General features: G+C 53.3%; 12 protein-coding genes. 6 read left to right on the plus strand and 6 right to left on the minus strand.

Going from position 1 to position 13,784, the window contains the following annotated elements; genetic code table 11:
- Positions 1–20 precede the first annotated feature (20 nt).
- Positions 21–3,323 carry a hypothetical protein gene (locus ACQYWX_RS24745; protein ID WP_431686714.1) on the plus strand — a complete coding sequence of 1,101 codons (3,303 nt, stop codon included), beginning with the start codon at positions 21–23 and terminating at the stop codon, positions 3,321–3,323.
- Between the two features lie 513 nt (positions 3,324–3,836).
- A complete protein-coding gene (pbpG, locus tag ACQYWX_RS24750) occupies positions 3,837–4,778 on the plus strand; it encodes a D-alanyl-D-alanine endopeptidase (RefSeq protein ID WP_431686715.1) in 942 nt (313 codons plus the stop codon).
- A gap of 43 nt (positions 4,779–4,821) precedes the next feature.
- Here the strand turns inward: pbpG and ACQYWX_RS24755 are convergent, their stop codons facing one another.
- Together ACQYWX_RS24755 and ACQYWX_RS24760 are read right to left on the minus strand one after the other, a co-directional pair.
- Positions 4,822–5,325, minus strand: a complete 504-nt coding sequence (locus ACQYWX_RS24755; RefSeq protein ID WP_127973222.1) for a hypothetical protein — start codon at positions 5,323–5,325, stop codon at positions 4,822–4,824.
- A 104-nt stretch (positions 5,326–5,429) separates the two neighbouring features.
- A complete protein-coding gene (locus ACQYWX_RS24760; RefSeq protein ID WP_216736953.1) occupies positions 5,430–6,215 on the minus strand; it encodes a PhzF family phenazine biosynthesis protein in 786 nt (261 codons plus the stop codon).
- Positions 6,216–6,398: 183 nt separating this feature from the next.
- Between ACQYWX_RS24760 and ACQYWX_RS24765 the strand changes: the two genes are divergently transcribed.
- On the plus strand, positions 6,399–6,866 hold the full coding sequence (locus tag ACQYWX_RS24765) for a GNAT family N-acetyltransferase (RefSeq protein WP_431686716.1): 468 nt from the start codon (positions 6,399–6,401) through the stop codon (positions 6,864–6,866).
- Here the strand turns inward: ACQYWX_RS24765 and ACQYWX_RS24770 are convergent.
- Positions 6,823–7,629 (minus strand): hypothetical protein, encoded by an 807-nt coding sequence (locus ACQYWX_RS24770; protein WP_431686717.1) that lies wholly within the window; start codon positions 7,627–7,629, stop codon positions 6,823–6,825. The genes ACQYWX_RS24765 and ACQYWX_RS24770 overlap by 44 nt on opposite strands.
- A gap of 64 nt (positions 7,630–7,693) precedes the next feature.
- Positions 7,694–8,233 (minus strand): hypothetical protein, encoded by a 540-nt coding sequence (locus ACQYWX_RS24775; RefSeq protein WP_431686718.1) that lies wholly within the window; start codon positions 8,231–8,233, stop codon positions 7,694–7,696.
- Between the two features lie 603 nt (positions 8,234–8,836).
- Here ACQYWX_RS24775 and ACQYWX_RS24780 point away from each other — a divergent pair.
- Complete coding sequence (locus ACQYWX_RS24780) at positions 8,837–9,766, plus strand: DUF4124 domain-containing protein (RefSeq protein WP_431686719.1); 930 nt, start codon at positions 8,837–8,839, stop codon at positions 9,764–9,766.
- On the opposite strand, the gene ACQYWX_RS24785 is transcribed toward ACQYWX_RS24780, so the two are convergent.
- Positions 9,763–10,680 (minus strand): LysR family transcriptional regulator, encoded by a 918-nt coding sequence (locus ACQYWX_RS24785; protein WP_279505814.1) that lies wholly within the window; start codon positions 10,678–10,680, stop codon positions 9,763–9,765. The genes ACQYWX_RS24780 and ACQYWX_RS24785 overlap by 4 nt on opposite strands.
- A 166-nt stretch (positions 10,681–10,846) precedes the next feature.
- Here ACQYWX_RS24785 and ACQYWX_RS24790 point away from each other — a divergent pair, with 166 nt between their 5' ends.
- A complete protein-coding gene (locus tag ACQYWX_RS24790) occupies positions 10,847–11,731 on the plus strand; it encodes an SDR family oxidoreductase (protein WP_431686720.1) in 885 nt (294 codons plus the stop codon).
- An 8-nt stretch (positions 11,732–11,739) separates the two neighbouring features.
- Here the strand turns inward: ACQYWX_RS24790 and ACQYWX_RS24795 are convergent, their stop codons facing one another.
- Positions 11,740–12,618, minus strand: coding sequence for a helix-turn-helix domain-containing protein (locus ACQYWX_RS24795; protein WP_431686721.1), 879 nt, complete (start codon positions 12,616–12,618; stop codon positions 11,740–11,742).
- Between the two features lie 174 nt (positions 12,619–12,792).
- Here ACQYWX_RS24795 and ACQYWX_RS24800 point away from each other — a divergent pair, with 174 nt between their 5' ends.
- Positions 12,793–13,719 (plus strand): DMT family transporter, encoded by a 927-nt coding sequence (locus tag ACQYWX_RS24800; protein ID WP_431686722.1) that lies wholly within the window; start codon positions 12,793–12,795, stop codon positions 13,717–13,719.
- The last annotated feature ends 65 nt before the right edge of the window (positions 13,720–13,784 follow it).

A 13,784-nucleotide genomic window follows, 5' to 3' on the forward strand; every position in this document is an offset into this window, starting at 1 on the left:
AACAGCAATCTGGATAAGACATGAATAATCCCATACTGACGCGCAACGACCTGCTGGGCGGCAGGCTCGCAGAAATCATGAGTTACTACATGCTGCATCAGGACGCGGATAGAAAGGACTTCTTAGACATCGTCCAGAGACAAAAAGGCCACTTCCACGACAATGCGAAGGAAACGACAGCCTTGTTTGGTCACCCCGTCCCCGACGAAGTCATTGAGTTGACGGAGTGCCTGGAAGCCTACCATCGCCATAGCGACGCCATTTCTGATACCTGGGCGCTGGAGGGTGAGCCGTTAGGTCACCCCCAAATTATCACCCCTAAGGTTATCGCAGCCTCGCTGTCCGATTTTGAGATGATTCTGCGCCTGCTAACCGGTATGGCGATGTTGGGTGAAGACCCCAGCGGAGACGCCTGCTTCGTCAATATGCTGCCGTCTCCCTTGGGAACAGCCCGCGTGATTATCTTTGATCACGAGTGTGGCGAGCCCTCCGAGGAGGAGTATTACTCAATCGCAGACTTCATCGTCAACCGCTGGCCGGAAGGCCCGCACATCTCAGAATCCGGTGAAGAGGAGGAATGGGTCTGTAAACATTCCGACGCCGCCTTGCATGCGATTGATGACTTTAACGCCTTCGCCGAAGCGGAGATCAAGCAGCGCCCCTATTACCACGATCCCAGGCAACTATTCATCCGCACGGAGTGGATGCATGGCCACCCTTCCGGCGACCCCACCTATGCCTTCGCCGCCAAAATGGACAAGGCGCCGGCCTTTGATGTTTACGAACAAGAGAAGCCATTGCTTGCTCAGGAACCCGTACTGGCGACCTACTGGATGCTCGCGCATTTCTTTCTTGGCAATCACAGCGCTTGCCGCGAAACCATCGATCTGGTCAAGCATGCCAGCGCCTTGGGCGCCATCACGCAGGCCATCGCAGCGGCGTTGTCCGAGACACTCGCAGCCTTGGAGCAAAAAACCGGCTCGGTAAGATTCGGAAGCTTGAATCGTAAAAAAATAAACCACCTGATAGCCCAAACTCAGGCCAATTGCGCGCCGGAGCAGCTTGAACCCAGCTTACGCGCAACGCTGTTCAAGGCTAAGGGCGAAACCCAGACCAAACGGCTAACTCCGAAGGCTTTCCAAGAGCAAATAGAAAAAGGCGCAGATCCGTTGGCGTTAATAGCGGAGTACCCCGACGACGTCGCCATGCATGACCTGGCGTTGAAAGCGATCGCCGCCAAGGACGAAAGTTTCGCCAAAATTGTCAAAGCCTACTTCAGCGAAAGAACTGACTACGCCCATAACGAATGGCCATACAGTTGGCGTCCAGATATGCTGGATTCACGCCTGTCGCTGCCCATCGCCGCCGCCTTCCGCTCAGGACTGAAGTTCGATGTTGAGAACAAGAAAGCCTATCCCGGCATTACCCTGACGCTCGGCAAATACGACGATGACAACGCCCTTTCCGCATTGGAAGCCGCCGTACTGCAACTGCGTCCAGAGGATGATCGTCTGGAGTATGTCGTTCAATGTCTGCACAGCAGCAAGCATCCTCGCCGTAATGAGGTTCTGCAAAAAGCCGCCTGGCGGCTGTTCGATATACTGGAAGTCGCCCGCAAGAACGAAGAAGCCCTTTCACAGAAACGCAAAAAGGAAGGGCTGACCTTGAGCAACATGTCAGACATAGAGAACCACTATCTGGCGGCGGTGCATTGGGTATTGAAAGAACGTATGCCGGCCGCCGAGCAGATTGCAGAAAAAATCCTCGGCTTTCGCGACCTCCCTACATTATTCAAGCGCGCCTTCGGCGACGCTCTACAAGTAGTCGGCGATCTAGGATTACAGCAGCACACCGGGTTTATCGCCGACTACGTGACTCGCATTATCCACCTTGACGTTGATGATGCAAACAGCTTCTTAAGAGAGTTCACGCTGGTGAGGTACACCGAGGCCGTCATCGCCTGGACCAAGCTGGACCCGAATGCGGCGATTCAAGCAGCGAAGTCACTGTTTGAGAGAAAAACCATCGCCCCCTACTACGACCTGGATATCAAATCCGGGCTGCTCTATCCCTTGCTGAAAGATGATCCACAGAACGCATATTGGCGGGAGTGGACACGCCGATTGCTGGGAAATCGTAACAATAACCCCAGAATCTACGGCCCTCTAAGAGCTATCGCCGAACTCAAGCTGACAGGTTTTGAAACAGACATCCGCTATCACATATATTCAGAAGCCAGTATTTTCGAAATTGCACACGCCATCATCAAAGAAACCACCAGAGACGCACTAGACTCTCTCGGCGTCGCTCCTGAAGCGTTGCCTGAATTTGATGATGAAGACGAGTATGCAACGGATGTGGTACCGGAAGATCTCCCTGATGCCTTCAAGCACCCTGAAAAATACCTTCCTGAAAGTGTCTGTGAGCGGATTATAAAAGAAGAGTATCGCCACCCTGAGGCCATTGCAGCGCTATCCTCCTACCTCAAAGAGATGCTGCAGTACAGCATTGATGAGAAAAGCTCCCCCGATGCGTGGAAGGGACTATTAGCATTGCGAATACAGGGAGTTGGGGCTTTGCCTGTATTCGCAGCGCTGATGGAGTTACCCCATATAAAACCTTCGCAGATATCCAAGATCCTCTACCTTATGCGCACCATAGAGCCTGAGGCTGATATCAGGCATTGGCTATATCAAGCAACGGAAGTGGAAATTCTCACCCAGCTACATAACGTAGAGCCGCGCTTTATGCCCTGGTTAGATCTGCTAGCGGCGCGGGCCTGGACGCTTAGCGGCGACAAGCCCGCCACCATTTCCGCACTCTGCGCCGCAACTGCGTTCCGGACCCGGGGTTTACCGGGGGGAAAACAGTGCAACGAAGAGCCTATTTTGCGACGCTTACCGCGCATTCTCGCTATTGCAAACACGTCTCAAAGCCTGGACTGCCTACAGCGTCTGGACCAGATTGCCCGTTCAGGCCACGAATACAGCGACTACAAGCCCCAGGATCTGGAGGCTTTAGCCACAAGCAGAGAGCAGTTACCGCCTTTGGACGCCATTTCAGCATCCCAAGAGGAAGCCATATGCCTGCTGCAGAGCATGCGTGACGAGGTTAATGGGCCTTTTCATCATCTTAACCTCAAGATAAGCCATACCAGCGTCTTATTCGAATGCTCACTCACAGGCCTCCACTTACATGGCGTTCCTCAAGAAAGTGAAAGCCGGGCTCAAATTGACTGCGCCTCCGAAGCTGAAGCAATCCATCTGGCGAAGTCCATCATTCTGGAATCTTTGATCCTTGGCTATCACATCAAAACCAAGTAACGCCGACACCACGTCAATGGTGACTTCAAATAAAGAAAAGGCGCGCTCTAATGCGCCTTCTCTTTAGACTTATCCTAAATCTCCCATTATTCACATAGAGGAAAATATCTTTGAGGCATCCTCGCGTTCCATTAGGAGCGAAACAGAGCGGAGCGCTTCTGAAGCCCTGCGAGCGGACTTCGTCATTCATTACATTCAGGTTTTCAGCTGGGAAAACTTAACCCTACCAGCGTCTAAGCTGCCCATTAAACAACTCTGCCCGGCGTGACCTAATCCACGCTAAACCTTTGCTTTATACCGGATTTCCCATTGACCTAAACCACATTAAAAGAAGACCATAATCTTTTGATTAAAAAGGTATAGAATTGTGTAATTTTGTCGCACCATGGGTGCAAAATCACACAATTGGTCTATGCTAGGACAATAGACCCTGTTTAACGCCTTACACCCGTTTACGGTCGGGGTTCGTGCGGCACGATACTTTTCAGACCTGACTACCACGTTGCGCCATTTATGAAAAACATCCTGATCGCTCTGTCTCTTTTATTCTATTCCTCGGTTGTACTCGCTGATTCTGAAACCATTCTCCCTGAAAACCTGCAAAGCCTGGATACGGCCAACATCAGCCTGGGTTCCGTAAACGCCAAGGTGGTGGATGTGGAGAGCGGCGTCACCTTATTCGCCAAAAATCCGGAAACGGTGGCTCCCATCGCATCCATCAGCAAGCTGATGACCGCCATGGTCGTGCTGGATGCGGAGTTGCCCCTTGATGAAATGGTGACGATTACGGAAGAAGACGTCGACACCTGGAAAAATACATATTCGCGGATGCGTATCGGCGCCGTATTGCCCCGCAGCGAGCTTCTCCTGCTGGCGCTGATGTCTTCGGAAAACCGCGCTGCGCTGGCGTTGGGACGTTCATATCCTGGCGGCATGAGCGCCTTCGTCAATGCTATGAATGACAAGGCGAGAGCGCTGAACATGCGCGACACGCGCTTTGTCGAGCCCAGCGGATTGTCCATGGAGAATGTGTCCACCGCCTCGGACTTGGTCAGAATGGTCTCCGCTGCGTCACGCTATAAACTCATCCGTGATTACACCACAACTCCCAGTCACCTGATCAAGCTTGGCGAAACGGAAAACGAAATGGAGTACCGCAACACCAACCTTTTGGTGCGCCAGGGTGAGTGGGGCATCAGGCTCAGTAAAACCGGATTTATCAATGAAGCCGGTCGTTGTCTGGTGATGCTGGCGGACGTGGGCGAACGCCCTGTAGCGATCGTGCTGTTGGATTCCTATGGCAGACGCACGCCTATCGGCGACGCCAACCGCATCAAACAATGGATGGTCACTGGAAAAAGCGCGCCCGTCGCGGGTGCGGCGCTCAAATACGAACAGGAGAAAAACTCCGGCGTATTCCAGACCGCTGCAATGGATGACGACACACAAAGCTAAGGGTCTTTGACTGCGGCGACTCCATCGCGCCGCAGTCTCCGTCTCAGGGAAACAGCTGTACGATACCGCTCTCCGCCTTCATATCCGCCACCATCCAAATCTGCTCAAAAGGGTGACTGTCCGGCACCTGAATACAATGCTGCAACCCTCGAATCTCATCGGCGCGCCATGCCGGATGAGCGTTGCGGATGACCAGCCATACGCGCTCACTTTTGTATGTCTTCAAGGCTTTGTTAGCGAGTATGCGGTTCAGCGCTCGCAACAAACGTCCGTCGGCGTCCGACTCCTCCAGCATCTGCAGCTCATGAAGCGTATTACGGTCCAGGTCGCGCCCCAGTAGTTGCATGGCTTCCTTTTCTGAGCCATACAAATGCGCGATTTCCATATCCAGACGCTCACCGTTCAGAAAACAGGAAACATCCGGCTTGATCGGCTGGTTGTGCCAGATATGCCGGATTGGCGTTCCCGTCAGCCGCTCATAACACCGCATGAACAAACGGGCTGCATCATGTTCAAGCACCAGTTTTTCCGATTCGCCAGGAGTCATCCGCTATCGCCGCTATCTCAACAAAAATCAAAAATCTGTGTCGGATAATGGCATAACCGGCGCAAAAGAAAAACGCTTCTTGGAGCAGACGAAAACGCACTTGATCAGATCGAGATAACGCCTCTCAGATAGGTCACTGCCGATCCGGACATCAGCACTCTGTCGCCGGCCACTTCACAGTCCAAACGACCTCCACGCTGGGACAACTGCGCCGCGGTCAACGAAGTCTTGCCAAGCCGGGCCGCCCAGTACGGAGCCAGAGTGCAATGCGCGGACCCAGTGACCGGGTCTTCGAAAATGTGCGCCTGGGGCGTAAAAAACCGGGAGACAAAATCAACCTCTTTGCCCGGCGCTGTCGCCACCACGCCACCGGGGTCCAGGTTAATGCGGTCCATCAACATTCGATCTGGCTGCAGCGCCCGAATCGCGTCCTCATCGGCGTACACCAGCACGATGTCCCGTGCGCGCAAGACTTCCAGCGGCTGGATATTAAGCGATTCCAGCACCTCAACCGGCGCTGTCGCCACACTCGGCGGGCGGGCGGGAAAGTCCAGGGTCAACCGTCCATCTCTCCTGGTCACTCGCAATTCTCCGCTAAGGGAACGGAATACCATGGCGTCACGCTCATAACCGAGATGCGTCGTCAAAACATGAGCGGATGCGAGGGTTGCATGGCCGCATAAGTCCATCTCTATTTCCGGCGTAAACCAACGCAGATGAAAGGCATCCCCTTCCCGCACAAAAAAGGCCGTTTCCGCCAAGGCGTTTTCCTGTGCGATCTTCAACAGCACAGAGTCAGGCAACCAGGCCTCCAATGGACACACCGCCGCGGAATTACCGCCAAAGACTTCATCGGTAAAGGCGTCAACCTGAAAAAGCTTTATATCCATCATTCTCCTCGCTGAGTGACTTCTTTCAAAAAGCGGACAACAAGATCCCTAACGTCTTTTTCGACAGACGTGGAACCCAATCCGACGGACTCCAATAATCATTTGCAGAACAGCAGCTTGCAACTTAATCTTGCGATCTGTATAGCCAACAGGCAGGACGGGACAAAATCAGGGGCGCACACCATGGAAATCAAACTTTATTCCGCTATCCACAAACAGGATTGCCTTCGTGTTTTCGACAGCAATCTCGACAAATATTTCGCGCCTCATGAAAGAGAACAATTCGTTGAGTTCCTAGATAGCGTGGCCCAGGCTGACGATAATCAGTATTACGTCGCCCTGCAGGATGGCCAGCTCGTAGGATGCGGCGGACTGCGCCTGTATCAGGATACGGTCTATTTATCCTGGGGCATGCTCGCCAGAACAAAACATAAAACGGGGTTGGGCGAACAACTGCTACGGCATCGGCTGGAGCAGGCAACTCGCCTGCATCCTGGAAAAGAGATTGTGATTGAAACCTCACAACACACCCAAGGCTTCTTCGCCCGCTATGGCTTTGCAATAGAAAAGTCAGAGACCAACGGATTTGGCGAGGGTATCGATAAAGTCACGATGCGTCTGAACGATCAGATGCATTCACCCCCGAAGTAGAGCCTCCCGGGTCGGACATTTCCTCCAGTTTCGCTCGAAGCTCCTCCGGCCCATACTTCCTGACCTGTTCTTGCAAGCCGCCAGGTCGCGTCTGCCCTATCACCAGCCCACATGACAAACATGCGCATACTCGGCGATCCATCAGAGCCGGCGAATTACTTAGCCTTTGACGTATACCTTTCGCTTTGGCGTCGTCGAGTTCAAGCGGAACAGCATTCGCATACAGCAACCCTCCCGCTAATATCAACTCATCCGCACATCGGGGACAAACAGAGAAAGAAAGTTCTGGAAGCGCTTTATAACCTCGATACTCATGAATATTTCCGCCATGAACATGAGGCTCAGCTTCTTCACTTGGCGTAAAGTACTCCTGCTGGCGTTCAAGCGCCTCCGCCTCTGTTTTCTCGTTAATGACCTCTCCCACCAATTCCGCCTGCGCACCCGCCGGCAAAGCTTGAAAAATGTCATACAAACGAGATTTATCCAGGCTCTGATAGTGCGCTTTATTCAGCAGGAAAACATTTTGTAAGTCACTTAGAAACTCATTCCCGGCGGCGGAAGCGCCCAGCTCAATACGCCCCTCAGAGGTAACTAGCGCGAGATTGAAGCCTCGCCTACCAATGTAATAAATATCTTTGGTCTCTAGCGTTCTTTCAGTAATAGGCTCATCAGAAAAGTAACCGCTATAAGTCAGCCGAACCGCATTATCTTGCAACGCAATGCCGGAAATAGCGCCTCGACGTATAAAACGGAGCAGCTGCACAGACCAGATAAATAGGAAAACGACGAAAAGCTCCGTCCCATGCTTCTCCAGATAGGGCAACCACTCAAAAACCCTGTTTCGCCATGGCCCAAAAAACACCATCCACACCGCAACTAAAACAAAGGCGTGAAGAAGACCGCGCTTTAACAGCTGATTGACTTGATTGGACAGGCGGTACTCTTTTGTCACGGATACTCCAAGAATGTTTTCGGAATATAAGTAAAGTAAAACTTATTATTAAAAGATGAATCGTCCCCGGCTCAGGAATAACGATTAAGTTCGCTGCGTTAATAGAACTTTTTCTTTTCGAAGCGGAGTAATAAAGCTCTTTCGATGAGTCCGATGTAAGGAAGGAGAAATTATCACCAGCTTGCCCACCCTTGATTAAAGCAAAAAGATCCCCCCAAGCAACTGGGCTGTGTGAAACTATATCTACGTCTGGCGGCGCATATCGCCATGTATCTGTAACTACACTGTCCTCTTCCTGCGCGGCATAGCCTGCATCCATAGAGAACAATGCGGGGGCGCTGACAGTGTGGGGCAAAGCATAGGCGGGGGTCAGTGCGGGTAATAGCGCCAAGGCGATTGTCGCGATGTATCTCATATCCTTCTCCGTGTTTCCCTTGATTCCTGGTTTGCGTCATCGCTCTTTCCGCAACGTACTTTATTTTCAAAGAGCCTTGGCAATACCGGGCTCTTTATAGCGCAAGCGGGCGTCAGTTTTTATGATGGACATCAAGCTGACGCGTTAGGTCCGTTGACGCAAACCTCTTCTCAATCCAACTAGCATGTCTGGTTTGAGACTTCTCAGGCGGTGAAGGAAAGTCCGACGACCCCATGTCTTGGATGGGGTCTATATTTATTAGGGAGCCTCTGAAAAACGTTGGCGGCCGCAGGTAGTTTTTCATAGGTTCCTTAGTGATTGAATCTCCAATTTAGAGAATATACCGGTTACCTTCAAGCACGGGTTAGATTATGTTTTCACAGCGCAGAGCCCGCATATAGCGGATATTTATGACCAAACAAAACGTGACACTTACTATTATTTTGTCATCAAAGATAAGCTTATAATTCCGTAACTTAATAGCCGTTAGTTGTCAGCCTCAAGATTGCTGAGTCAGTGTCGCACAGGACTGTTTATATGCGCCGTTCACTTCAAACTACGATGGGATTCTCCAGACGCCAACATAGCACTCCCGGTTCATCAATGACGCGTGTTTTGATGATGCTGATTCCCGTCGTCTTATTCACATTTTCAATAAACAGCAGGGCTGAAATCTACAAATGGACCGACGCCAAAGGCACTGTGCACTATTCCGACGCCGCTCCCGCTGACAGCGACGCGCAGGTTATTACTCCCACATCCGCCATTGACGGCGTCAGGCTGCTGTCCGATGAGGCCAAAGCGCGTTTTAAAAATCTCCCTTCAGAGCCAGAGCAAACCAATGCGCCCAGCTCAACCCCTGTCGTTAAAGTGTCTGAGTCAGTCAAAACTGAAGATATCCTTTGCGACGACGTCAATGGCGACTGTTTTTCCGAAGAGGACACCCGCGTCTGTAAGCTGAGATTCGGCAAGCCCTGCGAAGAGGTTTATCTCTGGAAAGTCTGCGCCTTACAGAAAGTTTGTACGACTGACCGTTGCGACAACGCGCGTTTTGTTATCGATTGGCGTCCCCCTGTCGTGGGTGTTCGAGATCTCGGGCGTTCACTCCCCCTGCGCGCCAATGTCTCCGACAAAGACTGGAGCTGCCTGCAACACAGCGGCTTCTATTGCAATGAGCTGGCTCTGGAGTCGCAATGCCAGAAGGATTATCGGGAAAGCTGCGGCGCCGTTCGCGACTGGCTGCTCAACGCACCCGAAAAGTGTGAGGCGGATAAAAACGTGGATTGCGGCGAGCTCGACACTCTGATCAAGTATCGCCCGGTTTCTGAGGAGGAACGCCTCAAACTCGGCGCCACCAACGCCAGTGGCGGCCATTTCGCACGCGACCTGCTTATGGAGAAAGTCGAGCAGAAGAAAAATGAACTCTCTGACGAAGCCTTACAGGCCGTATTGGACAAACTTCCGGGTATTGGCCGCCATAGCTTTCGCAGAGACATCAGTTGCTCTCTGAAGTCCTGGCGACGCTACCGCTAGCCCAATATGTCATCGTTCCAAGGCGGCGTATCGCCAAAGCGCTCCACCAAAAAGTCCAGCAGCGTGCGCAAGGTTGCGGGCATGTGCTTGCGGGACTGATAGACGCCGAACATACCCAAACGTAAAGCCTCCCAATCGGTCAATAACGCAGTTAACTCCCCACGCTTTACATAATCCGTCACCATATAAGTCGGCAACATGGCGATCCCCGCGCCCGCAGCACAGGCGTTGGTCAACGCCAGTACTTCGTTGGCGCTAAGGTTACCTGTCACTTCAGCAGCGTCGACAGCGCCGGTCTTCTTATGGGTAAAGCGCCACTGACTTTTGCCAAAGTGCGAGTATGTCAGACAGTTATGCTCCGTTAACTCTCTTGGCGTTTTGGGCGCGCCCCGCTCTTTGAGATATTGCGGGGAAGCGCAGATGACAGAACGGCAGTCCGTCAGTTTGCGGGCGATCAGGTTGGGATCGAGGTCGTTCGTGGTGCGTATGGCCAGATCAATACGCTCTTCTATCAGATTAACGCTACGATCAAGCAGTTGCATGTCCACACGGGTTTTCGGGTAACGCTTGAGATATTCCGCCACCACCGGCGCCAAATGCACTTGTCCAAAGGCCACACTTGTCGTGATTCGAATCAGCCCATAGGGCTCAGTCTCCCGTTTACCCGCGACGGCTTCCACGTCATCGGTCAAGTCCAGGATCTGCCGGCAGCGCAACAGACAGGCTTCTCCCGCCTCAGTCAAAGAGATGCGCCGGGTCGAGCGGTTTAGCAGGCGCGCGCCCAGCCAGCTTTCGAGTTCATTCACATAACGGGTGGTCATCGCCCGCGACATGTCCAGATTATCCGCCGCCGCAGTAAAACTTTTGCGGGCGGCGACCTCGGCGAACACTTGCATAGCGGTCAGTCTATCCATCTTCAGCGTCTCCCCGGTATGTGAACGGAAATTTTATTTGTTCAATTCAAGCAACAAAGAAGGTCATTTTACTGCATTTATTGGGCGCATAAAGAAAATTATAGTGTGTCCATCTTTTAGCCATACCGGCTTTCGCTTAGTAACAAGACTATATGAGGAGCAGACTATGAACACATCGATTCCTTCTACCCGCAAAATCGTTATCACTGGCGCCAGCGGACGCTTGGGCTCACTGGTCGCAAAAGCGTTGATAGCGCGCGCAGGCGACGCAGATCAATTGACCTTCTCCGCACGCGCTCCTGAAAAAATCGCCGCGCTGGCTGCGCCGGGCAATGAAATAGTCAAAGCGGACTTCGACCAGCCAGAGACCTTGCTAACCGCGTTCACCGGCGCCGACACCGTGCTGATCATTTCCGGCGACGCCCCAGTAGATGTGCGCATTCGCCAACACCGCAACGCTATCGACGCCGCCAGGAAAGTGGGAGTCAAGCGCGTGGTTTACACCAGCTTCGTCAACCCAACCGCAGAAAGTCCGTTCACTTTCGCTCGCATTCATGAGGACACAGAACAGTACCTGAAGGAATCCGGGTTGCAGTACAGCATCCTGCGCAACAACCAATATATCGCCAACCTGAGCTCAGGTCTGGCGCACTCGAAAGAAACCAACCAATTGGCGCAGCCTGGCGCCGCGGGCAAAGTGGCGTTTATTACTCATGAAGATATCGCTGACGCCATCGCCGCTGTATTGCTGGAGTCAGGACATGAAGGCCGCACCTACGAGCTGACCGGTCCAGAGGCGTTGAGTCTGTATGACGTCGCAGACATCCTGGGCGAAGCTCGGGGCGCACAGGTAACGGTTATTGAGGCGGAGCCGGCGGGATTTGGTGAAATACTGCAGTCAGTTGGCTTGCCGCCATTCATGGTGGAGGCGTTGCTGGGCATTTTCGCCGCCACCAAACAGAACGAATATGCGGCGGTGTCCGGCGATATCGAACGCATCCTGGGGCGCAAACCACAGTCTGTGCGCGACTATATCAAGTCTTTCGCATAAGCCGTGACTCAAGGGAGCCTCGTCTGGCGACGATAGCTCCCCGGCGTGACGCCCGACATTTGCTTGAACGCCCGCGTAAAGTGGCTTTGATTGGCGAATCCGCATATCAAAGCCGCTTCCGCCAGATCCACGCCTTGCGCAAGAAGCTCTCTCGCCGCGTTAATGCGCAGCCGGCGCAGGTACTGATGCGGCGCCTCCGCCATGGTGACTTTAAACATGCGGGCGAAGTGGAAAGGGCTGAGCCCCGCCACCAACGCGAGGCGCTCCAGAGACAGGTCTTCGCCAAAATGCGCCTGCATATACTCCAGCACTTTTCTTTTGGTCGCTGGCGCCAGTCCGCCTTTGTAAGCCGCGTCAGGTTTGCGAAAAACCGCATAACGACGCAGCACGTGCGCCATCATCTCATAACTGATCTGCTGCAACGCCAGATTATCCGCGCCTATCAGCCCTTCCGGCTGCAGCGCCGCGATATGCCCCAGTCTCGTCAGCTCCGGATCGTCCGCATAAGCCAGGTCCGGCAGTTCTACGCGACGAGGGTCCATATCCCATAAGCTCAACGCCATCTGCTTGAAGCTGGCCTCAGAAAAATAGAGATGCGCGAACTCGAGGGGACCGCTGACCTGCCATGTAGAGTCATGCTCCGCCGGCATCAGACAGATTTTACCCGGACCGCCACAACGCTCGGGCGCGTCGATACGGCAGGTTTCCGTCCCGCCGCGCAGATAGATGCTCAGCGTGTGGTGTCCCACCATCTGATAGCGCACCCGGTCCTGCCGGTTCGCCCAACGCGCCAGCGCCAGATCTTCATTCAGGCGCAAATAATCCAGTCGTGTTGCGGACGAACGACTCAAGGTGAGATCAACGCTATTGGTGAAGGATTTACGCATAACATGACAACAAATGGGGTTAACTCAGAAATTAACCGGTCGATGATTGACTGGCAAGCCAGCGACGGTCAGAAATGCGCAAGATTATGCAAAAAGAGCAATTTCAGAAAAGACGCAATCTCTCGGGCTTATTAACCTTTCACACATCAATGTCATGCATGATGGGAAGCATCTATGAACGCCCTGCTCTATCTGACCACCATCCTCATTTGGGGAACCACCTGGATCGCCATCCATTTGCAACTGGGTTCAACGCCGGTTTTGACGTCAGTGTTCTTCCGCTTTGCGTTGGCGGGGAGCCTGTTATTGCCAATCCTGCTGCTATGCCGCCGCCTACAGCCTACGCGGACGGTGGACCACCTGTTTTTTCTGCTTCAGGGCGCCTGCCTGTTTTCCCTGAACTTCATCTGCTTTTACAACGCCGCCCAGTATGTGGCGAGCGGCGTCATTTCGGTTGTCTTTTCCGCCGCCACCCTCTACAACGCCTTTAATAGCTGGATGATATGGAAAGAAAAGCCCGCCGGACGGGTTTATGTGGCCGGCGCCGTCGGCGTACTGGGACTGACTTTGCTGTTCTGGCGCGAACTGGGCGTCAATACGCTGTCTACTGAGGCGCTGACCGGCCTGGGGCTGGCGGCAGTAGGCGCTTACTTCTTCTCTCTGGGCAATATGATCAGCGTGCGGCACAGCCGTCAGGGTCTGACGCCTCTGACCAGCAACGCCTTCGCCATGCTGTACGGCGCCGCGATTCTTTTGACGCTTATCTGCGTTTCCGATACGCCCATCGTTTGGGATGAGCGACCAGCGTACCTTTACAGCCTGCTCTATCTGGCTATCCCTGGAAGCATTGTAGGGTTCACCGCTTACCTGATGCTGGTGTCACGCATCGGCGCCAACAACGCCGCCTACGCGACGGTGTTATTCCCGGTAGTCGCCTTGAGCCTGTCGTCTATTTATGAAGGATACGAATGGGATGGGTGGAATATCGCAGGACTGATCCTGGTGCTGTCGGGCAATCTCATTCTGCAAGGCTCTGTCGATAAAATCCGCAAGTTTTTGCGCGCCCGCAGTGAAGTCGCCGCCAACCCGCACAGCCCCTGATGGCGAGGGCTGGCGGCGTTCACAGAATTGCGCGCCGCTCGTTAAAAATGATTCGAATTTAAATA

This window comes from Hahella sp. NBU794 (assembly GCF_050749805.1).
GTDB lineage: Bacteria > Pseudomonadota > Gammaproteobacteria > Pseudomonadales > Oleiphilaceae > Hahella.

Bases quoted from the DNA above. Each gene is read 5' to 3' on its own strand.
- ACQYWX_RS24800 (WP_431686722.1), top strand. From the start codon at position 12,793: ATGAACGCCCTGCTCTATCTGACCACCATCCTCATTTGGGGAACCACC.
- ACQYWX_RS24760 (WP_216736953.1), bottom strand. From the start codon at position 6,215: ATGGATATAAAGCTTTTTCAGGTTGACGCCTTTACCGATGAAGTCTTT.
- ACQYWX_RS24785 (WP_279505814.1), bottom strand. From the start codon at position 10,680: ATGGATAGACTGACCGCTATGCAAGTGTTCGCCGAGGTCGCCGCCCGC.
- ACQYWX_RS24775 (WP_431686718.1), bottom strand. From the start codon at position 8,233: ATGAGATACATCGCGACAATCGCCTTGGCGCTATTACCCGCACTGACC.
- ACQYWX_RS24745 (WP_431686714.1), top strand. From the start codon at position 21: ATGAATAATCCCATACTGACGCGCAACGACCTGCTGGGCGGCAGGCTC.
- ACQYWX_RS24765 (WP_431686716.1), top strand. From the start codon at position 6,399: ATGGAAATCAAACTTTATTCCGCTATCCACAAACAGGATTGCCTTCGT.
- ACQYWX_RS24790 (WP_431686720.1), top strand. From the start codon at position 10,847: ATGAACACATCGATTCCTTCTACCCGCAAAATCGTTATCACTGGCGCC.
- ACQYWX_RS24780 (WP_431686719.1), top strand. From the start codon at position 8,837: ATGACGCGTGTTTTGATGATGCTGATTCCCGTCGTCTTATTCACATTT.
- ACQYWX_RS24755 (WP_127973222.1), bottom strand. From the start codon at position 5,325: ATGACTCCTGGCGAATCGGAAAAACTGGTGCTTGAACATGATGCAGCC.
- pbpG (WP_431686715.1), top strand. From the start codon at position 3,837: ATGAAAAACATCCTGATCGCTCTGTCTCTTTTATTCTATTCCTCGGTT.
- ACQYWX_RS24795 (WP_431686721.1), bottom strand. From the start codon at position 12,618: ATGCGTAAATCCTTCACCAATAGCGTTGATCTCACCTTGAGTCGTTCG.